Source organism: Stenotrophomonas sp. FW305-3-2-15-E-LB1 (assembly GCF_058787375.1).
Map to the genome: position 1 here is coordinate 147492 of NZ_JBYSZR010000005.1, position 24937 is coordinate 172428.

A 24937-nucleotide genomic window follows, 5' to 3' on the forward strand; every position below is an offset into this window, starting at 1 on the left:
TGAGCGGATGACTGGCAGAAGTCTTTAGGGCTAGGATTGCCTCAGGGGCGTGGTCGAAGTTGGTGTCAGTCTGCGTCCTACACGGATCGTTGACCATGCCTCTTACAGAACGCCCCCATGCCTCGAATTCGCCATTTGGCCATCCGGAATTTTCGGTCCATCAAGGCACTCGACTGGGCGCCAGCTCCGGGCATCAACTGTTTGATCGGTCCTGGCGACAGTGGCAAGTCCACCATCCTCGATGCCATCGACCTGTGCTTGGGTGCTCGACGAAGCATCTCCTTCGGCGACATGGACTTTTTTGGCCTCGATGTCTCAGAGCCAATTCGTATTGCCGTGACATTCGGGGAACTGCCAGCATCGCTGATGGACATTGATGTCTATGGGGACTTCTTGCGAGGATTCGATGCGGTATTTGACACCCTCGAAGACGAACCTGCCGCGGGCCTGGAGACGGTGCTTACCCTGCAGCTTCAAGTCGGGGCGGACCTTGAGCCCAGCTGGACGCTGGTTTCCGATAGGTCGCTTCAACAAGGCTTGGAACGAAGCCTGCCTTGGAAAGAACGAATCGCATTGGCCCCTGCACGTATAGGCAGCTTTGCAAGCTCCAACTTGTCTTGGAGCCGCGGATCGGTCCTCAACCGGCTAACCGACGAACGCGCAGAATTGGGAGCCCAGCTCGCTCTCGCAGCGCGTCAGGCACGCGCCAACTTTGGCGCTCAAGCGTCGCCCCACCTGAGTCAGACACTCGGAATCGTCCAGACAACGGCCCAGAGCCTTGGGGTTAACGTCGGGTCGATGCCGCAAGCCTTACTCGATTCGCACTCCGTCTCCATCGGCGAAGGCGCCATCGCGCTCCACAGCGGGGCAGGCATCCCCCTTCGGTCCCTTGGTACGGGTTCTTCTCGACTCTTGGTGACTGGACTTCAACGGGCCGCATCGGAGTCAGCGCCGATTGCCTTGGTGGATGAGGTGGAATATGGGTTGGAACCCCATCGGCTCATGCGCCTGCTGGATTCCTTGGGAGCCAAGGAGACACCCCCGCCTCTCCAAGCGTTTCTCACAACACACTCCCCTGTGGCGCTTCGCGAGCTTTCAGGTGAGCAGCTACTTGTGGTTCGACCACGACCGGCTGGCCATGTTGTCATTTCCGCTGGCTCAACCGACGAGATTCAAAGCACGCTGCGCACTGACCCGGAAGCTTTCCTGGCGAAGTCTGTGATTGTGTGCGAGGGAGCAAGCGAGGTGGGATTTGTGCGTGGCCTCGATCTATGGGGAGTGGCCAGCAAAGAACCATCTTTTTTGGCTTTAGGCGGTGCATACGTCAACGCAGGCGGAGGCACTCCGGATAACGCTTTTGCCCGTGCAACTGCGCTTATGAAGTTGGGTTACCGAGTCCTCGTCTTCATCGACGCTGACAAGCCCGCCGCGCCAGGTGTTGCAGAGGCATATCTCCAATCAGGTGGCAGCCTCGTGACTTGGCGGGCAGGAATGACGTTGGAGGACGAGCTGTTCCTCTGCCTTCCTGACACATCAATTGATGCCCTGCTCCTGAAGGCTAAAGAGCGTGTCGGTGAAGACCTTGTGAACCAGCAGCTGGTTGCCAAATCGAACGGTCTAACAAGCTTGGCGTCCATCGAAGCATTGAGGCCGAAGTCGCCCTATCCGCTGGATATTCGCGTACTGCTTGGCGAGGTCTCGCGCACCAAAAAGAAGAGCTGGTTCAAGTCTCTTACGACTTACCAGTCAATCGTCCTGGATATTGTCTCTCGCGGCTACGCCAATGCGGACGCCAGCTTTAAGGCAGTAGTAGACCAACTCTGGGCTTTTACCCGTGCCGCCTGACATCGATCTGCTAGCCATCCAACGCGGATCTATTACCGCCCCAGCAGGATGCGGCAAAACTCAGCTGATTGCCGACGCGCTGAAATCCCACTCTGGGGACAGGCCGGTCCTTGTTCTAACTCACACAAATGCTGGCGTCACCGCGTTGAGGACACGCTTGAAACGCGCGGGGGTTCCCAGCTCAGCCTATCGACTCTCGACGATTGATGGATTCGCCATGCGTCTCATCGCCAAGTTCCCGACGCGCAGTGGCCATCATCCCGAACTCTTGGAGCTCAACAACGCGAGTAGCGACTATCCCGCGATCCGTGAATCAGTCCGAAGACTCTTGGAGTCGGGGCATATCGCTCAACCCATCGCAGCCACCTACGCCCGGCTGTTGGTTGACGAGTATCAGGATTGCAGCACCGTCCAACACTCCATCGTGTCCGCCCTCGCTGCCCTTTTGCCCACCTGCGTCCTCGGAGACCCTCTACAGGCCATCTTCGGATTTGGCGGAAATCGGCTGGTTCACTGGGAACGGGACGTTCAATCATCCTTCCCAGCCGCGGGTAGCCTTCGAACCCCTTGGCGCTGGCAGATTGCAGGTAACGAAGAGCTGGGCCAGTGGCTGCTCGCCCAAAGGCATGCTCTTACGGCGAGCTTACCCATTGATCTGACCACGGCTCCGCCATCCGTTCGGTGGATCCAGCTGGTTGCCGGTCATGAGGTGCAACAAAGGCTGACTGCGGCACGAACCAATTCGCCTGGCGGCCAAGGAACGGTTCTGGTCATTGGCGAGTCCATGAATGTCCAAGGGCGCCATCAGCTCACCAGCCAAACGCCTGGGGCAATGGCGGTAGAAGCCGTGGACATGCGAGACCTCGTCAACTTCGCGAGGCACTTCAATCTTCAGGCTCCTACTGCGCTGCAGGACTTGGCCACCTTTTCCGCTCTCATGATGACGGGCGTCGGCGCGCCAAATCTTGTGAAGCGTGTCGGCACCATTCGTAGAGGGAGGGCCAAGACCTCTCCAACTCCTGTAGAAGCTGAGGCAGTGGCCTTTGAGTCCGAGCGGACCATGGCTAGCGCCTTACGGCTGGTGGACGCCTTGGCCGAACAGACAGGCACTCGGGTCTATCGACCCGAGATTCTGCACTGCTGTCGATCAGCCATGCGAAGCGTTATCAACCGAGAGCAAGATCTATTGGGTGCCGCGCTTCAAGCCCGCGAGCGAAATCGTCACCTCAGCCGCCCCATTGCGCGCAGAGCAGTCGGCAGCACTCTCCTGCTGAAAGGTCTCGAGGCAGACATTGCCGTGGTCCTTTATCCAGAGAGCATGAGCGCGCAGAACCTCTATGTAGCACTCACACGTGGCGCGAAAGGGTTGGTGATCTGTTCCCGCACCTCAACGCTGAGCCCCGGCCCCATAGCCCGCTAACCCAGCCATGCTGCGCCCTATCAGGCACGATGGTTTGCGGCGCTTCGTCATTGCGATGGTCACGGTAGACCCTGTACCAAAGTCGTTGCTGAACATCTGGGTCTGAAGCATGTAGATCCCGCCGGGCAGCGAGTGCACCAGGATTGATTCCAGGGTCCTCCTTGTTCCACATATCCTCCTTGTTCCACATAGATGATTGGGCGGCGAAGGTGGCGTACGCTATCTGCCTACTAATGAGACATCAGCGGACAGCAGAATGAGCAGACCCAACTCAGTAGAGGACAGGGCTTTGGCGGCTCTTGACCGCCTGGTGAAGCGACGCCCGACCAATGAACTGCTGAAAGCAAAGATGGCCGCAGGTCATCGGATCATCACGCCTACCTCGGTCGCTGCCGAGGCAGGGGTAAATAGAGGGAGCTTTGGATCAAGGCACGCTCGACTTGGGCACGTCTGGCTTAAAATTCAGGAGCTGGCTGAAGAGGAGAAGCGAGGATCGGTGGCTGAAGAGCTCACTAAGATTAAGGCTGAGAATGCAAGGTTAAAGGCTCTGCTTTACAAGACCAACATCCACAACGCATCTCTCCAACTCGCAGTGTCCCGGCTTCAGAAAAGAAGTACCAACAGAGACGATGGAGCCAATGTCGTCAACTTTCGCAGGAACGATCGGAAGCGTCCCCGGTAGCGTTGGATATCATCCTCAGGACTGTTCGACTCTGAACAACACGGCTCTTAGCAATCTTGGAAGGCTGATTCCTAGGGTTGGTCCGCTCTGCCTGGACAATGGCCTGATTTTTCAGGAGGCGATCCTCCCAGAAGTCCTTATGCTCTGGCAGGATGATGCAACACTTGCACCCCGCGCACAGCCCGGGCGACCGTAGGCCGAAGTTCGGCGAGGCGCGAACAGTGAGGAGGCTTGCTTGTGGGTTGCAGCTGGAACGGTCAGGCAACATATCAATCAGGCAACTCGCGTAAGTGCCTGTCCATATCCGCAGGTCGGTGAGCTTCACGTATGCCACGGCCTTATCGATCAGCGTCTCTCCGTCCATCTCGGACAGTGCCTCGGTCATTGATTCGGCATGCTGCATGAGGAGCCGCTGCGCCGGTCCACCTCCGATTGGCTTGCCAAGGGTGATTTGAACGAGGAACCGAGAGGTCTCCATGACTCTCTCTCCTTCCAAGTTCTCGAGCAGGGCCGCATCGTTTCCAATGTACCCTTGATCAGTGATCTGCTCGCTCATGTGACGGAAGTGCGTCCGTAGCGCTGGCATTAGTTCCGGCTTGGATCGGAAGACATAGTGCGCAAAGGTGATCCTCCATCGCTGCGGGCGAAGGGATCTCACCTCGTAGATAGCTTGCGTCGTTTCGATGCCACGCTTCTTCGTGAGAGCTTCGACGGCGAACTCACGCTGCAGCAGAGAATTTCTGGAGGCTGTCATTCGGCCGATTCCATCGGGACCCGACGGAAGGGACTTGGCGTGGGAGAAGCTGAGCATCAGTGACTTACTACCCGATAGAGCTCGCCAAGGCTCCATTAGCTGCACCAGTACTTCGATGGATTTTAGTACGATCGGCAGGTGATTCGTGCCCAACGGGCGCAGCCCGGCAGTCCACTCATGGCGCGTCTCTTCCCTTTTGGCGGAAATGCCACAAATGGAGAACACTTCCATCAGTCCGTCTAGCGACGTCACTGACTTGACCACGCCGTGCTGTAGCGTCGGATCGTGGTCCAGGGAGAGGCCAATCAGCTCATGAGCTCGAATTCCAGTGCATCCCTGGAGCAAGATGCTGCATGCGCTCTGAGTCATCAGTATTAGGCGTCTCAGGCTTTGAGTTCCGCTAATCCCGCGCTCGTCTCCAGCGTCATCAATCCGCTCTATGGCGGTCAATGGCTCATGCCAGGATATTAGTGTTCCTGGGATCGGACTCATCTGGAATTCCTCGATGTGCCGTTTGATCTGACGAAGACAGGCGATTCGTCTCGCGCCCGTGGCACTCCTTGCGTCGATGAGCATAGGGATGACCTCAGCCTGAAGTCTGATCACATCCTCAGAGCCGTGGTCAATCCATTCACATGCGTAGGAAAGGATCGGTACGGAGATCTCGTCTGGGACAGGCATCAATCCACCCGTTCGAGCAAGCCCAAGCGGCTCTGTCACGACGTCGTAGGTCCTTCGTCCGTCAAACGGCGCTTCGCACGGCGCTTGTCCGCCTCTGGCGCGCAATCTGTCCGCGATCTCGTAGATCTGTGTAAGTGGGTGGATGAGTTTGTAGGCGGTCGCGTGCGTCCACGCCCTGTCTCGACCGGTGTCATCTCCAGCAGTCATGTACTGCTCTTCGAGACCTTCGATATATTCCCAGCTTACCGCTGTGGAAATGTCAAGGAGGGAGTGGATTTTCCGCTGCCCCATGAACTTCACCAGCTCCCTCAAGCCCATGTAGGTGGCAGGGATAGACCCGACCGTCATGCGCACCGTGTCCTCGATGATGGCGGTCTTGAGGTAGCACTTCAGCTCAGCGAGGAGTGCTCTGTGTTTCTGGTCTGTGAGCAATTCTCCACGCGCCAGCGGGATTGCCCAGTCAACTGTGACAAACTCCTTCTGTTGGCCAACCGTGGTCTGGGCGAAGGTCCAGACATCACTGTCATAGTCCACTTGGAATGAAGGATGCAGAGTCTCTGCCTGTGCATTTTCGAACTTTCTAACTGCGGGCATGGCCTTCTCTCTAGAATGGACGCGCTAGTGGCGTTAGCGCCCTAGCTATTCAAGTCCGGGCAGGGTCGTCAGCATGATCATCGCCGCTGATTGTTGATTCGCGGCTGAGCTCACTGCTGGAATCCATGAATCGCGGAGAGCAAGGTAGGCGTTCTCGAACTTTCGCCTCCAGATCTCGCTGCCAAGGTCTTCCCTGGCTTCTTCGTACAGCTCCTGCAGTTGAAGAAAGCGGGCGAGGGCGTAGGCCTCGTTTGGGTCAGCTGCGGCGAGTGGGCACGCAGGGCAAGCACCATAGGCGGTGCAGAGCTTCCCATGGCGCTGCCCCGGTTGAGGACTTTGGAATGGATCTGCACAGCAGAAGCCCTGCGTTGCTGCCGTTTGATCGCGGTCACTCCGCGCGGATCGCGTGTCAATCTTTCCGTTTGAAGTCACCCAACGCTCCTGTGCCATCAGGGCTCCTGCCAGCTGCTCCTTCTGCCGACGTTGCATGGTGGTTGTCTGGTAACTGTCTTGACCAGTTGACAGTAGCCGATGGCCTAGCATTGCTCGGAGCTCGAAGGCGTCGCCGTCGGTCAGCCCATCAACCGCTTCGGAGAACGCAAGCCTGTTTGCTTGGGAGCCAGAGTACTTAAGCCCCCTTCGTTTGCAGAACAATGTGATGTAACCGGTCACCCGCGTGGTCACGTCGTCGGTTCTGGCTGAGTAGGAATCGATGTGCATTCCTCGGCGCTTGTGCCGCCCGCCTTCGGAAACGGCGTGCAGGAAGAAGTCATTGGCAAGCTCACCAGCAGCGTAGTCTCTGATTCGTTTGGTCCAAGCAATGACGAAACTGATCAATCTTTCGGGCGCTAGCGGGTGATCGCTAGCGGGGAAGGCTGCTCGCTGTGTCGCACCCTGAGCGGAACTTCCAGCCCTGCGCTTGGAGGACTTGATCACCGTTCGCTTTTGTCCAAGCGGGTAGTGCTCCGATATGCCATCCAGGGTGAGTGTTCTTAGCGGCTGCTCGTTGAAGCCCGAGTGCATGGCTAGTACGAGAAAGAATGGGATCAGATCGCCGCCGATGGGGTGCGCTAGTCTCCTCAGACGGAAGTACTCGCTTTCGCTGATCTTTCCTACGCCTGGGAGCTTGTGAACCGCGGCTTGGCGAGGAAGATGACCGTCAAAGTTTGCCAAGATTTGAGCAATTGCCTCTGCCGGGTCGCTTAGCGATACAGCGTCGCCCTTTTTCTTCTGAGCGAGGGCACTGTGAACCCTATCTAGAAGCGGCCACACTTCGTCCATTGTCGATATGCATTCTTTGACAGCCGCCTTCATGACGTTGGCCCAAGCCGCACGGTCCAGCTCTTTCGGCTTGCTCTTCCGTGGCAGTCCTGCGAACGGCTTTGGCGGAATACGGATCACCTTCCACCGTGGATCCATCTCGTGCAGCGCAAGAACGACCTTTTTGAAGGTCCCGTAATAGTGGCGCTGGGTCTGCACCGAGAGAACTGTCGGGTGCGAGGTATCCCTACCTTTCAGATACGTTAGAAATGATTCGCCGAGATCCATCGGAGTGTCGTCTGGGCCGCTTATCTTTACCCCTTTTACGGTTAGGTACTGCACCAGGCCACTCACGATGTTGTTAGCTGAAGAGGATCTAGTCGTCTCCCTGCTGTTCTTGTTAGCTCGACAGAACGCCTCGGCGAAGAGCGGTGCCGCTGCACCTATGCCCTTCCACCGGCTGAGATTGACGATGTTGTCGCGCAGGTCTCCGGCGCGCCTGAACGCGACTTCTAGGCGACCCGCGCTCTCGCGGACATCCCATTTCTTTGTGTTGCCTACCTTTTCCTCAACTACTACGGCGTGCCGCAGTTGGGCGGACCTTCTTCCTGCCACGTAACGCTCCAATGCGTGTTCAATCTGATTTGATAAGGTGAGTCGGTCACATACGAGGAGTATTGCGTATGCCTTGGCCGCGGAGCCGTGCGCGCTCCAGCTCGTCAGGCCTCGATGCCGATTCGCATAAAGGGTTGACCTTCAAGGTGCAGCCTGATCGATTCCCTGGTTTCGCTCTCGAATGCGTTCGCGCTTCGCAGGTAGATGGACTCGGTCGTATCCCTGAGACTGTGTCCCAGTACTGACTGAACATACTTGATCGCATCCATGTCACCGTTTGCGCGCTTCTCCATGTACGTGTACAAGGCGAAGGTGTGTCGAAGGGCATGAATGGTTATCCGCTCGCGCTGCGTGGATTCGTAGCGAGCCAGGTCAGGCTCTTTGGACAGCCGTTTGAGCAGCCTGTCCTTGGCCTGGGCGAAATGCCGGTCGAAGATCTGCGGGGTTATCGGATTGCCCACATGCTTGCGATTGTTTGCGTTGAGGACGAAGAGGACGCCGTGATCCTCGAGCTTGTGGTACCCCAGTCGGAGGTCAATGAGGCGCTGCCGAACATCTTTTGCATAACGCTTCAGCGCCTCGAGTAGCCAAACTGGAACGGGAACGTTGCGCTTCTTGTTACCTTTCCCGACGACGGGGATAGCCACTGCAGTGAAGGGATCGCGCCCTATCGTATGAGTCTCAAGGACGGTCTGCGCTTTCAGATCGCACACTTCCGCCCGCCTCAGTCCTGCTTGATAGCACAGCTCAGCCATCAATCGCTGTGCGGTGGTCGCGAATGCCAGTTCAACCAGACCGTTTCGTTCGAGCAGAGGGTTGGGACCTAGTTCGTCAAGAATGCCGACGACGGTCTCGGGATGGAGCGCAGTGATGAGTTCATCAGCGTCGTTCAGCCCGGGAAGATCGACGCCAACGTCGAGAACTTGAACAGTTCCTCGCTTCGTCTGCTTGCTCAGCAGCGCTGGTGCCTTCCTCAGGTATCCCCGCTTTACGCAGAACGCGATTAGCTTGGTCACGGTCGACCATCTTCTATGAATAGTCGCGGCGGCGAACTTGTCCAAGGTCACCGCAGAGTCCAGGTCAGTCAAGGTGTCCGCATAGGATCTGAGGAGATCCTCATCTACGTCGGAAACAAGCTTTCTTCTTGCGTCAAGAAAGTGATGGAAGTCGGTGAGGTCAGCCGCGATAGCTGCTGTCGTGTTCTTGCTGCAGGCAAGCTTCGGCTTTGGACCGATCGTTAGATGGGCATCTGCAAAGAATTCAAAAGCGGGCTGAACGATTGTTCCATCAGACCTGCTGACCAAAAAGCAGAAGCCCTCAGGTAAGGGTACGCCTCGCACACCCGCGATTTCTGTCGCTTCCGAAGCGATCGCACGTGCGGTGCATATTTCGACGTCATAGGCCATGGCGCCGAAAGCTATCAGGTATACGAAAAGTTTTTTTTGCTGTGAGCCTTACGGTACGTTAACAACTGGAATGAGAATCATGCCTGCTTTTTACTTCCATTGATTCATTGATTTACGCGTGATCGTGACCCTACTGGTACGCTCGTTGTGAAGGAAGGCCTGCTCGCTGGTACGGATGAAGTGCGCAATAGAGGAGTGGGTTCGTTCGTCGCTCAGGCTAGATTTGCTCCTTCAGTACCAATGTGCTTGTCCGCCTGGCGCGACAATCGATAGCGCGCGGTCAATGGCCACCCAGGGCTGGCGTGAGTTGACATCACCAAATTGGGAGACGCCGCGGTTGCTACTGTGCGTCCTTTAGGGAAGCGTGTTGGCCGGGCAGTGGGTGCACCTGGAGCTACCGATTCAATTGCTGCCGGCAAAAGTAAGGTTGCCGCAACGCCACTGCACCACTTTTGATTGCTGGCAATCTTTGGGTGGCCGTCTCCGGCTTCTCCGGAGCGACGCTATCAAAGAACTTCTCGAGTGCTGCGCGCGTGCTGATCCCTAACTGTGCCAAATGTGCGAGAAGACGGCCGCTGCATGCGCGCTCTTTCAACGAGCCATCGAGACAACGCGCTGCTCAGCCATGACCGGCGATCATGCGGCCCTGGTTGGATGCACTCTGCAGATCCATGATGCGATCGGTCAGGCGTTCAGCTGCTATCTGCAACCCGTCATCGTCTGGCGAGTACGGAGAGGCGAACAGCGGGATCTCGACCCACAGTCTCTCCTGCCCATCATGCACATAGGGGCCATGGTCATCCAAGAGAAGGGCTTCACCCACGCGGGGGGAGACATAGGAAAGATCCTTTGTCCTTCCAGACCAATGGATGTATCGAAGTTCGACAAACCATGCCGGAACACTGCCTTCCCTAGCCAAGAGTCCGGCAATTCTTCTTGCAAGCGCCTCGGGAACCGTAGTGAACAGTACAAGTTCCTCGAACTGCGATCGGACATCCTCTAGGAACCGGTGAAGCCCAGGGCGAGGAATCTGACTGACTGCGTTGGAGATGAGGGTACCTTCGAGGTCCAGTGCCAGGATGGTCGGCTTCATTGGGAGTTCCTATCTAAGCTTCTAAGCCTGAGTAAACGCATCGGTAGGTACCTATCCATGGCGAGGGTCACATGGTACCGGTTCGGGCTACGCCCCTCTGAAACTCTGCCCAACCACTTCACTTCCGTTGGATTGCTTCTGAGACCTCTACGGCCCAACGCGAGGTGTGGATGATCCTGGTCTCCTGCAGCTGCTCTTGAAGGATCTGGCGTTTGGTGAGCTGAGACACCCCCTCCCAGTCGTTCCTGAAGATGTAAGTGGCATTGCCTGACTCGGGACTCTCGAACACGTACCGATTCCTTCGCGTGAACCCAAAGACGATGTACTCACTGAATCCGCCTAGTCCGACTGCCATGAAGTCGGGCTCGTGACGAGTGATGGTCCGGATGCGCTGCTTAGCGACTGCGCGGTCGCTGTCGGCCAACTGCTTCAGATAGCTATCCAATACCTGCATTGCTCTGTCGAACGGGAACTTCCCCGGAGGAAGAATGCGCCAGTTGATCTTCTCGATCCTGACCGGCACCGCGAGGTCCGGATCAACGATTTCGAAATGTTGGAAGCATTCCAGGTAGATGTTTAGGAGGTTTGCAATGCTCTCTTCTGGCTCCGTCCGGTCAATGATCCTAGTAGCCATTGCGATACCACTGTCTGTATCTACAGCAGTGAGGAATTCACCAGGTGGTGCAACGTATTCCCTGGGATAGCTCTCATAGGATCTTGTCTGAGTACCGTGGTGAGTGTGTCCGTGCCAGTCCTTCCACGAGGTGTTGATTGATCGAGACTTGGTGACCATCGGGAGGTCCTTTCGGATGATCTCTTTGCCTCGGGCATTGAATAACGTCGCGGGTCCTTCGGCGCTTGGCACAATGGAATCGCCGGCGAGCGGAAGGCCGTCGAATCCCAGCATCGCCGCTTGGTGTTCTGTGAGTGGACCGCTCAGAAGACGAAACTGTGGCAGCCGCTCAATCGTGCTTCGGTAGACTGATAAACCTCTCACTTGCTTGGGCATACGCTGGTCCTTTTCATGAGGAAGCGGGATAACCAAATATGTTTGGAGAGCCGTCTAAGCTCGCTGCGGAGGAGATGCTATTTCCTTTTCAGGGAGATGGTATCAGTACTATGAAACCCAGCACGCCCCGTCCCTGTAGGCGGCGCTCGGACCTGCATCCATAGCTTAGTATTGATGCTAGCCACGTTTCCCGTTCGGCTAGAAAAGTTGCCCCTGTGGCGACTTTTCTTGGGGAGGTTGAAAAAGATGAGTGGCCAGCGCTGGCAGCCTAGTGAAACCGAGCTCACGATGCTTCTTTTCAAAGCGTTTCCGGATCAAGTCCGCTACAGGGCCAGTTCCCGACATCCTGGTGCCAAAGCTGGCGTCATACTCCTTTCCACCATGCATCTGTCGCATCAAGCTAAGCACATGCGCGGCGCGGTCCGGGTAGTGCAGCTCGAGCCATTCTCTCCAAATGTCCTTAATCTCGTTGGGTAGCCTGAGTAGCACGTAGCCTGCTGCCCGAGCGCCGTGTTCGTGAGCAGCCTCAAGGATGGCTTCTAGGTCATGGTCGGTGATCATGGGAATGACCGGCGCGATCAAAACCCCTACCGGTATTCCTGCCTCGTACAGCTGATTCATTGCTCGCAGCCTTGCGTGGGGAGCAGCAGCTCGTGGTTCCAGTTTTGCAGATAGCTTCCTGTCGAGCGTGGTGACCGAGAAGTAGACCGTAACCAACCGATCCTTGGCCATCGACGCCAGCAGTTCGATGTCCCTGGTGATCAAGGCACTCTTGGTGACGAAGCTCACCGGATGCTTGGCATCAGCAAGCACCTCAAGGCATTGGCGTGTAATTTGGTAATTCCTTTCAATCGGCTGATAGCCGTCTGTGTTTATCCCCAAGGCAATCGGGGTGCACTTGTAGTTCGACTTGCTAATTTCTGCTCTGAGGCGCTCCGGGGCATTTGTCTTTGCAAACAGGCGCGTCTCGAAGTCCAAGCCTGGTGAGAGGCTCAAGTAGGAGTGAGAAGGGCGAGCAAAACAGTAAACACACCCATGCTCGCAGCCGCGGTACGGGTTGACCGACGCGCTAAAGCCAACGTCAGGGGATGAGTTGTGGCTGATCACTGTGCGCGCTCGCTCTTCCTGCACCTGAGTTCTCAGCCGTGGCGCGTCTTCCATCTCCTGGTAGACCGATTCCCAGCCATCGTCGACTCCCACTGTTGCAGTGGTATCGAAACGGCTTGGGACACGCGATGCGGCCCCTCTACCTTTGAGGGGAACTTGGGCCTTTCGAGCATCCTGTTCCATGACAACAACTTGGGGAGGTTGGCTGTTAGTATTATTGCTAACCACAGGCGCCGCAACACCGTGAAATTCAGGTAGCTGTAGGCCATACGGTCATCTGGCGAAGAGGTTTTGCCCAAGCTTATCCACAGCTTCGGCTGGCAACGCCTTTGTCAGCTGCGTTGGCCATGGAGCGCTTTGGCTTCCGCCAAAAAGATCTGCATCAATGCCCGCGATCGACGTGTTGCTGCAGGCAGTGGAATGCCCAACTGTGCGCAAAGCGAAGTCGCGTATGCCATCTGCGCACCCGTGGGCGGCTTGATGTCCCAATCCGTTAGTTGGGGAATGAGCTTTGAGAGCTCTTCTGCCAGGCGGCACTCAAAGCCTCTTGCTTGCCCTTCCTCTTCTTGCATTCGACGCACCTGCATTGCGACTTGCTCCCTGCCCATGGGAGAAAAGGGAAGCTCAAGAGTGAACTCCAGTTCCGGACATACGAGGTAAAAGTTCATGAGAGAGGCGATTAGTACTTATAAGTAGACTACCTTTAGAGGCGTAGTCTTTAAAGTACTGGAACCACAAGCTGCTTCGTATGGTCGAGCATACGAACCAAGCGAAACTTGCAGATGTGATCCGAGCGCATCGTATTGATCTGGGTGTCAGCCAAGAAGCCTTTGCTGACCACATCGAGATGCACCGCGCCTACTACAGCAAGATCGAACGTGGCGAAAAGAACCTCACTCTCGCTACCTTGGAGCGAGTGGCTAAAGGCATGGGTACGTCGATGTCGGCCCTGCTACGCGCCGCAGGGCTCTAACTCTCTTTGCAGACCACGAAGGTTGGCCAATACCTCCAGGATGGGCGTGTTGGCCGGCACTGCGCGGGGCTTGTGTCCAGAGCAATGTGTTTACCGATTATTCCCTAAGCTGTTGATCTCTAGGTATTTATCTAGTGAACAATCAGGGGGTATTGATACCATGCTCGCAGCCGCGGTAGGGATTCACCGACTGGCTGAAACCCACGTCCGGGGAGGTGTTACGGCTGATGATGCTGCGCGCGGTCTCGGCGCGCACTTCGGTGCGCAGGCGCGGGGCGAGGAATTCGTCGCTTTCGTCGATGGCCCAGCCATCGTCGACCGCTTCACTCACCGTGCTTTCGAAGCGCCCCGCGAGGTGGGAGGTGGAACCCCGGCCCTTGATGGCGGCCTGGGCGTTGCGAGGGTGGGATTGCATGGCGCCCTCCGGCCGTTGCAGAGACGTTAGTATTATTGCTAACCACAGGCGGCGCAAGCGGCCAGGATTCACGTAGCTGTAGGCGTGGCGGTGGATGTGACCGCTGGTTGACCCCAGGCTTATCCACAGGTTGTACGGGATCACGCAGGCGCCATCGCCGCAGCAGGCCGCCAGGATGGGCCACGGGGGTCTCAGCAGCTGCGATGGGAACGGCCGGTAGCGCCGGGACATGCCCGGCGCCGGCGACTACAGCAGGGCGAGGTAGCCGCGCACGGTGGTATCGAGCCCGTCGTACAGGGCCTCGCCGATCAGCGCGTGGCCGATCGACACCTCCAGCACCTCCGGCACCGCGGCCAGGAAGTCGCGCAGGTTGTCCTGCGAAAGATCGTGGCCGGCATTCACGCCCAGCCCGACCGCCTGTGCGCGCCGTGCGGCGGTGGCGAACAGCTCCAGCATCGCAGTGGCATCGCCGGCCGCATGCGCTTCGGCATAGGGGCCGGTGTACAGCTCGATGCGGTCGGCACCCACGGCAGCGGCCTGTTCCAGCAGCGGGTTGCCGGCATCCACGAACAAGCTGACGCGGCAGCCCATCGCCTTCAGCTCGGCCACCAGCGGACGCAGGCGCTCGCCATCGCGCTCGAAGTCGAAGCCATGGTCGGAGGTGATCTGGCCGTCGCCATCAGGCACCAGGGTGGCCTGCGCGGGGCGGGTCTGCGCGCACAGCGGCAGCAGGCCCGGATAGCCTTCGCGCGGCGGGGCGAACGGATTGCCTTCGATGTTGAACTCGACACCACGGGCGCCGGTCAGCGTCGAAAGCGACAGCACGTCCTCGGCAGTGATGTGGCGACGGTCCGGCCGCGGGTGCACGGTGATGCCGTGGGCGCCCGCGTCCAGGCACGCCTGGGCGGCACGCACGACATCGGGTTCGGCACCGCCACGCGAGTTGCGCAGGACGGCGATCTTGTTGACGTTGACGCTGAGCTGGGTCATGGAACGGGACTACGGGGCGGAAGGGGGTGGGGGAGTGCCGTCATGGGCCTGCGCCCGGGCCTGCTCGCGCAGGCGCCGCAGTTCCTCGGCATCGATCAGGGTGGACGGGTCGCGCTGCAGGTCGCCGAAGCGGGCCACATAGCGGCCGCGCACCCACGCCAGCAGGAAGCCGAGGGCGGCCAGCAGGGCCAGCGACATCAGGCCCATGTTCGGGGTTTTCAGCGCGAAGGCGAAGCAGCCCAGCGCCAGCAGCAGGTACAACCAGTACATGTTCCATCCTCCCCAGGCATCGGCCGCAGTGTAGCGCTGCCTTACAGCAGCGGCGAGGCCAGGCGGGCGAAGGCCTCCGGCAGGCGGTGCAGCCACAGCGAGCGCCCGGCCTCATCATGCACCCGCGTGGCGCTGTCGAACTCGGCCTGCAGCAGGGTGGCCAGCTCCGCCACGCGGTCCTGGTCGCTGATCATCATCGACAGCTCGAAGTTCAGCCGGAAGCTGCGGTGGTCGAAGTTGGCGCTGCCGACAATGCAGACATCGTCGTCGGCGATGAACGCCTTGGTGTGCAGCATGCGCGGGCCGTACTCGTAGATCTTCACCCCGGCGTGCAGCAGTTCGTCGAAGTAGGAACGCGCGGCCTGGGTCACGAACCACGAGTCGCTCATCTTCGGCACCAGCAGGCGCACGTCCAGGCCGCCCAGCGCCGCCGAGGTCAACGCCATGCGCGCCGCCTCGCCGGGCACGAAGTAGGGCGTCACCAGCCAGACCCGTTCGTTGGCTTCCTGGATGGCCGCCACGTGCAGGCGGTGGATGGTTTCCCAGCCCGAATCCGGGCCGGACACCAGCACCTGCGCATCAATGGTGCCGTCGCCGCGCAGCGGCATGTCGGCCGGCCACAGGCGCGCGATATCGAAGCGCGAAGGCTCCTGGCCGCTGGCGTAGAGCCAGTCTTCGGCGAACACCAGCTGCAGGCTGCGCACCACGTGGCCACGGATGCGCATGTGCAGGTCGCGGTAGGCGTTGGGGTTGCGGCTCTCGTCTTCCTCGTCGGTGATGTTGATGCCGCCGGTGAAGGCCAGCTGGCCATCGATGATCACCAGCTTGCGGTGCGTGCGCAGGTTCAACCATGGGCGCTTGAAGGGTTTCAGCAGCTGCCGCGGGTGGAACCAGACGGCTTCGCCACCGGCCTCCAGCAGCGGCTGCAGGAAGCGCGCCGGCAACGCGGAGGAGCCCACCGCATCGAGCAGCAGGCGCACCTGCACACCGGCGCGGGCGCGCTCGACCAGGGCATCGCGCAGGGCGGTGCCGGCGTGGTCCGGGTTGAAGATGTAGTACTCCAGGTGCACGTGATCGCGCGCCCCGGCGATGGCCTCGATGAGGGCCGCATAGGTCGCCGCGCCATCCACCAGCCAGGTCACTTCGGTGGCACTGCTCGGCGCCAGGCCGGTGGTGGCCTGGGCGACCTTGGCCAGCTCGGTGCAGCCGGCATCGGGCGGGCAGACATCGCTGTAGTGCTCCATGCCCGAACGCGCGCGGCCACGGCGCAGGCGCTGCCGCTTCACTTTCTGCGGGCCCAGCAGGTAGTAGATGAAGAGGCCGAGGTAGGGCAGCAGCGCCAGCGACAGGATCCAGCTGAGCGTGGCCACCGGCTCGCGCTTCTGCAGCATGATCCAGCCGGTCAGCGCGAGCAGGTAAAGCAGATAGGCCACCGCCAGGATCGTTCCCAGGTGGGCAATGCCATCGAGCCAGAGGCGCAGCGAATCGAAGAGGGCGAGCATGCGCCGATCATAGCGGGCGCGGGCGTGGTGATGGGGTCACGTCGCCGGGCACAAAAAAGACGCCCCTGTTTCCAGGGGCGTCTGCAGTCGCGTCATGACTGTTGTGCTGCGGTATTGCGTATTACTGCTGCACGAAGCCGATCTTCTTCATCTGAGCATTCTTCGCGGCGGCCAGAACCTTGGCCATCACGTCGTACTCGGAATCCGGGCTCGCGTCGATGCGCAGTTCGGGCTGGTTGGTCGGGTCACGCTGGACCTCCTGTTCCATCCGCTGCTGCAGATCGTGCGTACCGATCGGGCTGTTGTTCCACGAGACCTGGTTGCTGGCGTCGATCTTGAGTTCGATCGGCGGCGGCGGTTCGACCAGCTGCGGCGGTGGGTTGAGCACGCGCTGCGGCAGGTCCACGGCGATCGGGTACGTCATGATCGGCGCGGTCACGATGAAGATGATCAGCAGAACCAGCATCACGTCCACGAGGGGCGTGACGTTGATGTCGGCCATGGGGCCCTTGCCACCACCACTACTGAATGCCATGGCTTATTGCCCCTTCTCTTTGGTCGCGACGAAGCCGACGTCCAGCATGCCCTGCTCCTGCGCGACCTTGGTCAGGTCGTTGATGACGCGCATCTTGGTGGTGCGGTCACCACGCAGGTTCAGCGGCGGCTGCGGGGTCTGCTGGGCGGCGGTCGCCAAGCGCGACTCGAGAGTCTGCTTGTTGATTTCTTCGTCGTTCCAGTAGATCGAGCCATCTTCCTTGACTGCCAGGGTGATGGGACCCTTGCGATCGTTGGTGTCGTCCGGCTTCTGGACCAGGTTGGCCTCCGGCAGATCCACCTTGACCTTGTGGGACATCAGGGGCGCCGTGATGATGAAGATGATCAGCAGCACCAGCATCACGTCCACGAGGGGCGTCACGTTGATGTCGGCCATGGGGCCGCCGCTGTTACCACTACTGAAAGCCATAACGGGCTCCGTCTAGATCTTGGTGACTACGTCGTTCGTCGCAGGGTGGCGCGCCGCAATCAGCGGACGCGCGAACCGGTGGCGAAGAAGTCGTGCAGGTCGTGCGCGAAGGTATCGAACTTGCTGATGGTCGCGCTGTTGACCTTGCTGAAGAAGTTGAAGGCGAACACGGCCGGGATTGCGACGAACAGACCGATGGCGGTCATGATCAGCGCTTCACCCACCGGGCCTGCAACGGCGTCGATCGAAGCGGAGCCGGTGGCACCGATCTTGATCAGCGCGCCGTAGATGCCCCACACGGTACCCAGCAGACCGACGAACGGAGCGGTTGCACCGACGGTGGCCAGCAGGGTCATGCCCGACTGCAGCTTGTTGCTTTCGCGGGTCACGGCCTGACGCAGGGCGCGGTCGACGAACTCCGAACGGCTCAGGTTCTCACCCAGACCGCCGGTGGCGCCGCCTTCAGCGCGCTGGTGGTGGGCAGCAGCCTGGGCAGCGTCCAGGGCGATCTTGGAGAACGGCTCGGAAGCCGGCTGTTCTTCCATTGCACGGATGGCGTCCTGCGCGTTCGGGGTGTCCCAGAACAGGCTGACGACGCGATCTGCAGCGCTCTTCAGGCGGACCGAACGGAAGATGTTGATGACGGTCCAGTACCAGGACATGGCCGACATGACGATCAGGGTCAGCAGCACCACCCAGGAGACAGCGAAGTCACCCGGCTGGGTGGTCATCTCGTGGATCAGGTGCTCGAAGCCCATCTGCGACAGGGCGTTGGACGGATTGCCCCCGGCAGCAGCGGCGATGAAAAGTTCCTGCAGCATGACGCTTACCTTTGTTGTGTGTGGTGATAAAGGGTGTAGCTAAGCTAAACAATCGAACCGGAGGAGGGGTGGCCGGCGGCCACCCGCTCGCATCAGTTCAGTGCAAAGTTGACCGGGACGCGGACGCGGCCAGCAGCCTTCTTACCGCCAGATTCAGCGGCGTTGAAACGCCACTTGCGGGCAGCTTCCATCGCAGCACGGTCCAGGTCGCGGTTACGGCTGGACTTTTCCACCGTGACATTGGTGACGTTGCCCTGGGCATCGACATCAATGATCAGGATCACTTCACCCTGGATACCAGCGCGGAAAGCGGCCGGCGGGTAGCGCGGCGGATTCATGGCCTTCGACGAGATGTCCACGCTGGCCTCGATCGAGGTGGCGGGGGCAGGCGGCGCAGGCGGCGACGGCGGGGTGACGATGTCGTTCGGGCGCGGCTCCGGCACGTCGACGACCGGCGCCTGCGGCGGCGGCGGGACGGGCGACGGCTTCGGCGGCGACAGGTTCTTCACCGGCGGCGGCGGCGTTTCAGTCGGCGGCGGCGGCGGCGGCGGCGGCGGCGGCGGCGGCGGCGCGTCGACGATGGTCACCATGACGTTGCGCTCCTTCTCAGCCACGGCCTTGGGGGCCACAGCGGGGATCAGGAGCATCATGAAGGCGGCCAGATGCAGGGCGATTACAAACGCGATGCCGACGATGCGAGGCCAGCTCAGCCCCTTGTCATCGGGTTGTTCGTACCGGTGAACGACTAGTTGTTCCGTCATGCGCCAAGAGCTCAATAGTGGGGCCGGAATCCCGGGGGCGGGATCCCTGATCAGCGGTGCATGACACCGCAGGAACCTCCAAGCTTATACCAATCCTGAGCGCCTGCGCATCAACTGTGCAGGCGTTCAGGCGTTATTCCTACTTACTTCAGGTTGATGATTTTTTTGGCATCAGCCTGGTTCTTCACGCCCTTCGCCAGCGCTTGCTGGGCGGCCTGCTTGGCCTCCGGGACGCGACCTTCGGCATGCAGGACGCGTGCCAGGTTCAGGTAGGTCTCACCGTCCTTGGACAGTGGGGCAGCCTTCTGCCACGCATCGATCGCCTGCGGCACCTGGTCGGAATAGTAGTAGGACTGGGCCAGCGCCAGGTAAACCTGGTAGTCCGGCTTCAGGATGCCCTTCTGCATTCCTTCGTTGATGACCGCGATGACGTCCTTTTCCTTGTTCTCGGTGTTGGCATAGATCGAGTACAGCTGCTTGTACTCGCGCTCTTCGGTGAGCTGGCCGCTGCTGCGCAGCTTGTCCATCACCGCGGCTGCCTTGGGCATCTGGTCGGCCTGCATGTACATGTTGGCCAGGTTCAGCTGCGCCTTCTTGTCGTTCGGGTTCTTGGCCGCCAGTGCTTCAGCGGTCTTCAGCGCCTCGCCGGTCTGGCCCGCTTCGGACAGCGCGGCCATCAGCAGCTGGTTCCAGTTGTCCTTCGGCTCGGTCGAGCCGGCGATGGCCTGCTGGATCACCGGGATGGCTTCCTGGTAGCGCTCCAGCTGGTACAGGGCCTGGCCCTTGGCGATCAGTTCTTCCGGCTTGGTCGACTTGCTCTCGGCGAAGTACTTGTCCAGCGTGACCAGGCCTTCGGCGGTCTGGTCTTCCTGCAGCTGCAGCTGGCCCAGCATCAGCATCGCCTGGAAGTGGCCGTTGTTGTCCAGGCCGTTGAGCTCCAGCGCCTGCTTCAGGTAGCGGATGGCGCCGGCGGTGTCGTCGGTCTGGTAGGCAGCCTGCGAAGCGAGCTGCGCAGCCAGCGACTTGTCGTAGTTGTTCGACGCGCCGTTGCCCAGGATCTCGCCTGCGACCTGCAGGGTCTCCGGGAACTTCTGGTCGTTGTAGTTGTCAATGAGCTTCTGCAGCTTGCTGCTCATCTTCGAGGACGCCTTTTCCTTCGGCTCCTCACGGGTGGCGTTCGGGAACAGGACTTCGGCCTTGGCCTGCTTGCCACCGCGGTTGCCACGCTCGGACGACCGCGAGGACTGCGCGAAGGCATCGGTGACCACGGCGCCGGTCAGGGCGGTCGCGATGAGGACGGAAAGCACAGCTTTATGGTTGCGGAAAATCATCGTTCACCTCGATCGAACCGCCGTCAGCGGCAAAGTCGGACTGTCAGAAAAATCTGAGCCGCCAAACGTATCAGAAACAGATGGCGTGAGAAATCGTTTTATGTGCTGCAGTACAGCATTGATCTGCGCACTTACCCACACTTTGGCCGGCGTCCGGCGACCTGGGCCTGCTGGTAGGCGGGCAGAAGGGAGGGGGCGTCACGTTGCAGTTCGCGGATCCGGTTGGCCGGGTCGGGGTGCGTGGACAGCCATTGCGGGCTGCGTCCGCCACTGGCCGCCATCATGTTCTGCCACAGATCGACCGCCTGCTCGGGGTTGAACCCGGCGTCGGCCATGAGCCGCTGACCGATCACATCGGCCTCTGATTCCTGGGTGCGCGAGCCCGGCAGCAGGAAGGCGGTCTGCGCGCCCATGCCCCCCAGCTGGTTCACGGTGCTGGCCGCGCCTTCGCCGTAGGCCGCGCCAGCCAGCGCGCCCAGCACGGACAAACCGGTCTGCGCGCCCATCTGCCGGGTGATGCGCTCTTCGTGGTGGCGGGCGATGACATGGCCGATTTCATGGCCGATCACGGCAGCCAGCTGGTCCTGGTTCTTCGCCACGGTGAAGATGCCGGTGTTCACCCCGACCTTGCCGCCGGGCAGGGCGAAGGCGTTGGGCTCCTTGTCGACGAACACCGCCGTCTCCCACCGTACGCCACGGTACTGTGCGGGCAGCTGCGCAACCAGCGCATTGACCACGCACTGCACGTAACCGTTCTGGCGGCCGTCGGTGCTGATCTTTTCCTTCTGCTTGGTTTCGGCGAACGCCTGGGCGCCCAGCTGGTCGAGCTGGGCCTGCGACACGCCGCCGACCATCTGCCGTCGGCCGGTCGGTGAGGTGGTGGTCGCGCACGCACTCACCAGGGTGGTAATGAGCAGGGCGAGCAGCAGTGATTTCATGGAATCCCCCGTGTTCATGCAGGCAGTGTGGACTGGGCCCGCTTAATTTTTCGTCAAGCGGCCACGGCCTTACATTGACCCGAAGAACACCAGCGCGGCCAGCGCCACGGCGTTGTTCAGCCCGTGCGCGATGATCGCCGCCCACAGCGTGCCGGTGCGCCGGTACAACCAGCAGAATGCGGCGCCCATGCCACCGTAGACCAGCCACAGCTGGGCGATCTCGGCCGGGCCGTTGGCGCTGGTGCCGGGAATCTCGTGGATGAGGGCGAAGGCCAGGCTGCTCAGCAGCATGCCCAGCCAGGGCCGGCCGGCCTGCCACAGGCGTCCGAACAGCACGCGGCGGAACAGCAGTTCCTCGTAGGCGGGCGCAAGCACCACCGCGAACAGCACCAGGAACAACGGGAAACGCTCGATGGCGTGCTGCATCAGCGCCAGGTTGGTCGGCACCGGTTCCACGCCGAGCTGCTTGGCCAGGAAGGCGATGCCGTTGCTGCCGATCACGATCAGCGTGGCCACCAGCAAGGTCCAGCCCCAGGTGGAAGGGCGCCGCAGCGCCTGCGCCGACGCCTGCCGTTCGGCTGCGTTGGCCGGCCGGCGCCAGAAGTACAGCAGCAGCGCGGCACCGCCGGTGGAGACCAGGGCCATCAGCACCTGTGCGAGCGCACCGGGCGTGCCCAGGGCTTCGGTCACGCTGGCCGGATCGATTCCAGTGCCGTTGTTCTTCGCGCTGGCGTAGCCGACCTGGATGCCGCGATACAGGCCCCACGCCAGGCCGCTGACCAGGCTGAGGATGAACAGCGTGGCCGCGCCGATGCCCAGGTCGATGAAGAACCCTGCCACGGGCGAACCGCGACGCGGCGCAGCGGTCGCTGGCGGAACAGGCGGCGGAGCGGAAACCGGGACGGAAGCGGACATCGATTACCTGCAGTCAGGGGGCGAAAGCCGGCGCGCATCCCCGCGCGCCGGCCACGGTCGAAGCGTGTCAGATATCCAGGTTGGCGACCTTCAACGCGTTGTCTTCGATGAAGTCACGACGCGGTTCGACGACATCGCCCATCAGGGTGCTGAAGATCTGGTCGGCTGCGACAGCGTCCTCGATCCGCACCTGCAGCAGGCGACGGGTATCGGGATTGACCGTGGTATCCCACAGCTGTTCCGGGTTCATTTCACCCAGGCCCTTGAAGCGCTGGATCTGGCGGCCGCGCTTTGCTTCGTCCAGCAGCCAGCTCTGCGCCTTGGCGAAGCTGTCCACTTCGACCGACTTGGCGCCGCGGCCGATGGTGGCGCCTTCGCGCACCAGGCCGTGCAGCAGGCTGGCGGCCTGGTAGATGGCGCGCAGTTCGCCGCCCTCGAAGGCAGCCAGCGGCAGCACCTGCACGTGCTCCTCGCCCATGTGGCGGCGGGTCACCAGCACGGCGGCCGGACGCTCGTCGTTCGGTTCCTGCAGTTCCAGGCTGAAGCGCGCACTGCCCAAGCTGCCCTGGTTGAGGCGCTTGGCCAGTGCATCCAGGCCCTGGCCTTCGCCGGCATTGCGCAGGCTGGCCAGGTCCATCGGCACGAAATCGACCAGCGCTTCGAGCAGGTTGCGGTCGTAGCGGTGCGCGTTGCGTTCGATCGCATCGCGTGCGCCGGCAAAGGTCAGCAGCAGCTTTTCCAGTGCGGCACCTTCGATGCCGGGTTCGCCTGCGGCCGGCACCAGCACCGCGTTCTCGACGGCGTTGCTGGCCAGGTAACTATCCAGCGCCGGGTCGTCCTTCAGGTACAGCTCCTGCTTGCCCTGCTTGATCTTGTACAGCGGCGGCAGGCCGATGTAGACGTAGCCGCGCTCGATCAGCTCCGGCATCTGACGGTAGAAGAACGTCAGCAGCAGGGTGCGGATGTGGGCGCCGTCGACGTCGGCGTCGGTCATGATGATGATCTTGTGGTAACGCAGCTTGTCCGGGTTGTACTCGTCGCGGCCGATGCCGGTACCCAGCGCAGTGATCAGCGTACCGACCTGGTCCGAGGCCAGCATGCGGTCGAAGCGGGCACGTTCCACGTTGAGGATCTTGCCGCGCAGCGGCAGCACCGCCTGGTTCTTGCGGTTACGGCCCTGCTTGGCCGAACCACCTGCCGAGTCACCCTCGACGATGAACAGTTCGGACAGCGCCGGATCCTTTTCCTGGCAGTCGGCCAGCTTGCCCGGCAGGCCGGCGATATCCAGCGCGCCCTTGCGGCGGGTCAGGTCGCGGGCCTTGCGCGCCGCTTCACGTGCACGCGCCGCGTCGACGATCTTGCCGGCGATGGCCTTGGCTTCGTTCGGGTTTTCCTGCAGGAACTCTTCCAGGCGCGCACCGAAGGCGTTTTCCACCGCCGGGCGCACGTCGGAGCTGACCAGCTTTTCCTTGGTCTGGCTGGAGAAGCTCGGATCCGGCACCTTCACCGACAGCACCGCGATCATGCCTTCGCGCATGTCATCGCCGGTCAGGTTGATCTTGGCCTGCTTGGCGATGCCGTTCTGCTCGATGTAGTTGTTGAGCACGCGGGTCAGGGCGCCGCGGAAACCAGCCAGGTGGGTACCGCCATCCTTCTGCGGGATGTTGTTGGTGAAGCAGTACATCGTCTCCTGGTAGGAGTCGGTCCACTGCAGCGCCACGTCCACCACGATGTTGTTGTGTTCGCCGGTGACCGCGATGACGTTCGGGTGCAGCGGGGTCTTCAGCTGTGCCAGGTGCTCCACGAAGCTGCGGATGCCGCCTTCGTAGTGGAAATCGTCGCGACGGCCTTCGCCACGCTCATCGGCCAGCACGATCTTGACGCCGGAGTTGAGGAACGACAGTTCGCGCAGGCGGCGGGCCAGGATGTCGTAGTGGAATTCCACGTTGTCATGGAAGGCCACGGTCGAGGGCCAGAAGCGCACGGTGGTACCGCGCTTGGTGGTGTCTTCCAGCTTGGCCAGCGCAGTCACGGCCGCGCCGTTGCTGAATTCCTGCTGGTAGTGAGAGCCGTTCTGGAACACGTCCACCAGCAGCTTCTGCGACAGCGCGTTGACCACGCTGACGCCCACGCCGTGCAGGCCGCCGGACACCTTGTAGCTGTTGTCGTCGAACTTGCCGCCTGCGTGCAGCACGGTCATCACGACTTCGGCCGCCGAAACCTCGCGGCCCAGCTTGGCGCTCATCTGTTCGTGCTTGCCGGTCGGGATGCCGCGGCCGTTGTCGGACACCGAGACCGAACCGTCAGCGTGGATCGTCACCGCGACATGGTCGGCGTGGCCGGCGAGGGCTTCGTCGATCGAGTTGTCGACGACCTCGAACACCATGTGGTGCAGACCGGTGCCGTCATGGACGTCACCGATGTACATGCCAGGACGCTTGCGGACAGCCTCGAGCCCTTCCAGGGCGGTGATGCTGTTGGCGTCGTAGTTGCCGTTGTTTGCCGGGGTGTTCTGTTCGTCGGTCATTGCGCTTGCCGTAGGCTCCGCAGATCGGTCACCGCACGAAGCGATGCGCCGGGTAAGAAGGGGT

Annotated in this window: 22 protein-coding genes and 1 pseudogene; 4 read left to right on the forward strand and 19 right to left on the reverse strand. The window is 60.7% G+C overall.

The genetic code is table 11. The annotated features are described in order from the left end of the window. The first annotated feature begins 117 nt into the window (after positions 1-117). The 3 genes from AC3WL7_RS05910 (at position 118) to AC3WL7_RS05920 (ending at position 3947) form a co-directional block, all read left to right on the forward strand. Complete coding sequence (locus tag AC3WL7_RS05910; protein ID WP_313270353.1) at positions 118-1845, forward strand: ATP-dependent nuclease; 1728 nt, start codon at positions 118-120, stop codon at positions 1843-1845. Beyond that, positions 1835-3265, forward strand: a complete 1431-nt coding sequence (locus AC3WL7_RS05915) for a UvrD-helicase domain-containing protein (protein WP_313270355.1) — start codon at positions 1835-1837, stop codon at positions 3263-3265. The genes AC3WL7_RS05910 and AC3WL7_RS05915 overlap by 11 nt, the downstream gene beginning before the upstream one ends. A gap of 256 nt (positions 3266-3521) precedes the next feature. Further along, the gene (locus AC3WL7_RS05920) at positions 3522-3947 is read left to right on the forward strand and encodes a hypothetical protein (RefSeq protein ID WP_136191726.1); all 426 of its coding nucleotides are present in this window, start codon (positions 3522-3524) and stop codon (positions 3945-3947) included. Here the strand turns inward: AC3WL7_RS05920 and AC3WL7_RS05925 are convergent. The 7 genes from AC3WL7_RS05925 to AC3WL7_RS05955 form a co-directional block, all read right to left on the reverse strand. Beyond that, entirely contained in the window at positions 3910-5976 is a 2067-nt protein-coding gene (locus AC3WL7_RS05925) for an integrase (protein WP_492749653.1), read from the reverse strand. The two genes, AC3WL7_RS05920 and AC3WL7_RS05925, sit on opposite strands and share 38 nt — an antisense overlap. Before the next feature lie 45 nt (positions 5977-6021). Next, positions 6022-7863 (reverse strand): hypothetical protein, encoded by a 1842-nt coding sequence (locus AC3WL7_RS05930; protein ID WP_313270358.1) that lies wholly within the window; start codon positions 7861-7863, stop codon positions 6022-6024. 92 nt (positions 7864-7955) lie between these two features. Next, complete coding sequence (locus AC3WL7_RS05935; RefSeq protein ID WP_313270360.1) at positions 7956-9257, reverse strand: tyrosine-type recombinase/integrase; 1302 nt, start codon at positions 9255-9257, stop codon at positions 7956-7958. A 619-nt stretch (positions 9258-9876) separates the two neighbouring features. Further along, positions 9877-10350, reverse strand: a complete 474-nt coding sequence (locus AC3WL7_RS05940; RefSeq protein ID WP_313270362.1) for an NIF family HAD-type phosphatase — start codon at positions 10348-10350, stop codon at positions 9877-9879. Between the two features lie 118 nt (positions 10351-10468). Continuing rightward, the gene (locus AC3WL7_RS05945) at positions 10469-11257 is read right to left on the reverse strand and encodes a hypothetical protein (protein ID WP_492749654.1); all 789 of its coding nucleotides are present in this window, start codon (positions 11255-11257) and stop codon (positions 10469-10471) included. 300 nt (positions 11258-11557) lie between these two features. Then, complete coding sequence (locus AC3WL7_RS05950) at positions 11558-12649, reverse strand: PA0069 family radical SAM protein (RefSeq protein ID WP_313270367.1); 1092 nt, start codon at positions 12647-12649, stop codon at positions 11558-11560. 149 nt (positions 12650-12798) lie between these two features. Further along, positions 12799-13134 carry a hypothetical protein gene (locus AC3WL7_RS05955; protein ID WP_049452996.1) on the reverse strand — a complete coding sequence of 112 codons (336 nt, stop codon included), beginning with the start codon at positions 13132-13134 and terminating at the stop codon, positions 12799-12801. Between the two features lie 80 nt (positions 13135-13214). On the opposite strand from AC3WL7_RS05955, the gene AC3WL7_RS05960 reads away from it, so the two are divergent. Next, positions 13215-13439 (forward strand): helix-turn-helix domain-containing protein, encoded by a 225-nt coding sequence (locus AC3WL7_RS05960; RefSeq protein WP_049452997.1) that lies wholly within the window; start codon positions 13215-13217, stop codon positions 13437-13439. Positions 13440-13596: 157 nt separating this feature from the next. On the opposite strand, the pseudogene AC3WL7_RS05965 reads toward AC3WL7_RS05960, so the two are convergent. From AC3WL7_RS05965 to gyrB, 12 genes and pseudogenes are all read right to left on the reverse strand, one after another. Beyond that, positions 13597-13854 (reverse strand): annotated as a pseudogene (locus AC3WL7_RS05965) (hypothetical protein); the annotation flags it as partial. A gap of 246 nt (positions 13855-14100) precedes the next feature. Further along, positions 14101-14844, reverse strand: coding sequence for a pyridoxine 5'-phosphate synthase (locus AC3WL7_RS05970; RefSeq protein WP_492749655.1), 744 nt, complete (start codon positions 14842-14844; stop codon positions 14101-14103). A gap of 9 nt (positions 14845-14853) precedes the next feature. Continuing rightward, positions 14854-15114, reverse strand: a complete 261-nt coding sequence (locus AC3WL7_RS05975) for a hypothetical protein (protein ID WP_079224468.1) — start codon at positions 15112-15114, stop codon at positions 14854-14856. A 41-nt stretch (positions 15115-15155) separates the two neighbouring features. Beyond that, positions 15156-16616 carry a cardiolipin synthase gene (cls, locus tag AC3WL7_RS05980; protein ID WP_295518352.1) on the reverse strand — a complete coding sequence of 487 codons (1461 nt, stop codon included), beginning with the start codon at positions 16614-16616 and terminating at the stop codon, positions 15156-15158. Positions 16617-16737: 121 nt separating this feature from the next. Next, positions 16738-17151, reverse strand: a complete 414-nt coding sequence (locus tag AC3WL7_RS05985; RefSeq protein WP_079224464.1) for an ExbD/TolR family protein — start codon at positions 17149-17151, stop codon at positions 16738-16740. A 3-nt stretch (positions 17152-17154) separates the two neighbouring features. Next, complete coding sequence (locus tag AC3WL7_RS05990) at positions 17155-17580, reverse strand: ExbD/TolR family protein (protein ID WP_079224462.1); 426 nt, start codon at positions 17578-17580, stop codon at positions 17155-17157. Between the two features lie 59 nt (positions 17581-17639). Then, entirely contained in the window at positions 17640-18401 is a 762-nt protein-coding gene (gene exbB, locus AC3WL7_RS05995) for a TonB-system energizer ExbB (RefSeq protein ID WP_079224460.1), read from the reverse strand. A gap of 92 nt (positions 18402-18493) precedes the next feature. Further along, positions 18494-19162, reverse strand: a complete 669-nt coding sequence (locus AC3WL7_RS06000) for an energy transducer TonB (protein ID WP_079224458.1) — start codon at positions 19160-19162, stop codon at positions 18494-18496. Between the two features lie 143 nt (positions 19163-19305). Next, complete coding sequence (locus AC3WL7_RS06005) at positions 19306-20493, reverse strand: tetratricopeptide repeat protein (RefSeq protein ID WP_492749656.1); 1188 nt, start codon at positions 20491-20493, stop codon at positions 19306-19308. Positions 20494-20624: 131 nt separating this feature from the next. Next, positions 20625-21431, reverse strand: a complete 807-nt coding sequence (locus tag AC3WL7_RS06010; RefSeq protein WP_492749657.1) for a M48 family metallopeptidase — start codon at positions 21429-21431, stop codon at positions 20625-20627. 69 nt (positions 21432-21500) lie between these two features. Next, positions 21501-22346, reverse strand: coding sequence for a CPBP family intramembrane glutamic endopeptidase (locus AC3WL7_RS06015; RefSeq protein ID WP_492749658.1), 846 nt, complete (start codon positions 22344-22346; stop codon positions 21501-21503). Positions 22347-22413: 67 nt separating this feature from the next. After that, positions 22414-24873 (reverse strand): DNA topoisomerase (ATP-hydrolyzing) subunit B, encoded by a 2460-nt coding sequence (gyrB, locus tag AC3WL7_RS06020; RefSeq protein ID WP_492749659.1) that lies wholly within the window; start codon positions 24871-24873, stop codon positions 22414-22416. Between the last annotated feature and the right edge of the window lie 64 nt (positions 24874-24937).

What these genes read in the sequence shown, in the direction of transcription:
- AC3WL7_RS06010 (WP_492749657.1), bottom strand. Translation starts at nt 21,431, where the DNA reads ATGAAATCACTGCTGCTCGCCCTGCTCATTACCACCCTGGTGAGTGCG.
- exbB (WP_079224460.1), bottom strand. Translation starts at nt 18,401, where the DNA reads ATGCTGCAGGAACTTTTCATCGCCGCTGCTGCCGGGGGCAATCCGTCC.
- AC3WL7_RS06005 (WP_492749656.1), bottom strand. Translation starts at nt 20,493, where the DNA reads ATGATTTTCCGCAACCATAAAGCTGTGCTTTCCGTCCTCATCGCGACC.
- AC3WL7_RS05975 (WP_079224468.1), bottom strand. Translation starts at nt 15,114, where the DNA reads ATGTACTGGTTGTACCTGCTGCTGGCGCTGGGCTGCTTCGCCTTCGCG.
- AC3WL7_RS05985 (WP_079224464.1), bottom strand. Translation starts at nt 17,151, where the DNA reads ATGGCATTCAGTAGTGGTGGTGGCAAGGGCCCCATGGCCGACATCAAC.
- cls (WP_295518352.1), bottom strand. Translation starts at nt 16,616, where the DNA reads ATGCTCGCCCTCTTCGATTCGCTGCGCCTCTGGCTCGATGGCATTGCC.
- AC3WL7_RS05925 (WP_492749653.1), bottom strand. Translation starts at nt 5,976, where the DNA reads ATGCCCGCAGTTAGAAAGTTCGAAAATGCACAGGCAGAGACTCTGCAT.
- AC3WL7_RS05945 (WP_492749654.1), bottom strand. Translation starts at nt 11,257, where the DNA reads ATGCTGGGATTCGACGGCCTTCCGCTCGCCGGCGATTCCATTGTGCCA.
- AC3WL7_RS05935 (WP_313270360.1), bottom strand. Translation starts at nt 9,257, where the DNA reads ATGGCCTATGACGTCGAAATATGCACCGCACGTGCGATCGCTTCGGAA.
- AC3WL7_RS05950 (WP_313270367.1), bottom strand. Translation starts at nt 12,649, where the DNA reads ATGGAACAGGATGCTCGAAAGGCCCAAGTTCCCCTCAAAGGTAGAGGG.
- gyrB (WP_492749659.1), bottom strand. Translation starts at nt 24,873, where the DNA reads ATGACCGACGAACAGAACACCCCGGCAAACAACGGCAACTACGACGCC.
- AC3WL7_RS05960 (WP_049452997.1), top strand. Translation starts at nt 13,215, where the DNA reads ATGGTCGAGCATACGAACCAAGCGAAACTTGCAGATGTGATCCGAGCG.
- AC3WL7_RS06015 (WP_492749658.1), bottom strand. Translation starts at nt 22,346, where the DNA reads ATGTCCGCTTCCGTCCCGGTTTCCGCTCCGCCGCCTGTTCCGCCAGCG.
- AC3WL7_RS05990 (WP_079224462.1), bottom strand. Translation starts at nt 17,580, where the DNA reads ATGGCTTTCAGTAGTGGTAACAGCGGCGGCCCCATGGCCGACATCAAC.
- AC3WL7_RS05910 (WP_313270353.1), top strand. Translation starts at nt 118, where the DNA reads ATGCCTCGAATTCGCCATTTGGCCATCCGGAATTTTCGGTCCATCAAG.
- AC3WL7_RS05920 (WP_136191726.1), top strand. Translation starts at nt 3,522, where the DNA reads ATGAGCAGACCCAACTCAGTAGAGGACAGGGCTTTGGCGGCTCTTGAC.
- AC3WL7_RS05940 (WP_313270362.1), bottom strand. Translation starts at nt 10,350, where the DNA reads ATGAAGCCGACCATCCTGGCACTGGACCTCGAAGGTACCCTCATCTCC.
- AC3WL7_RS05970 (WP_492749655.1), bottom strand. Translation starts at nt 14,844, where the DNA reads ATGACCCAGCTCAGCGTCAACGTCAACAAGATCGCCGTCCTGCGCAAC.
- AC3WL7_RS06000 (WP_079224458.1), bottom strand. Translation starts at nt 19,162, where the DNA reads ATGACGGAACAACTAGTCGTTCACCGGTACGAACAACCCGATGACAAG.
- AC3WL7_RS05955 (WP_049452996.1), bottom strand. Translation starts at nt 13,134, where the DNA reads ATGAACTTTTACCTCGTATGTCCGGAACTGGAGTTCACTCTTGAGCTT.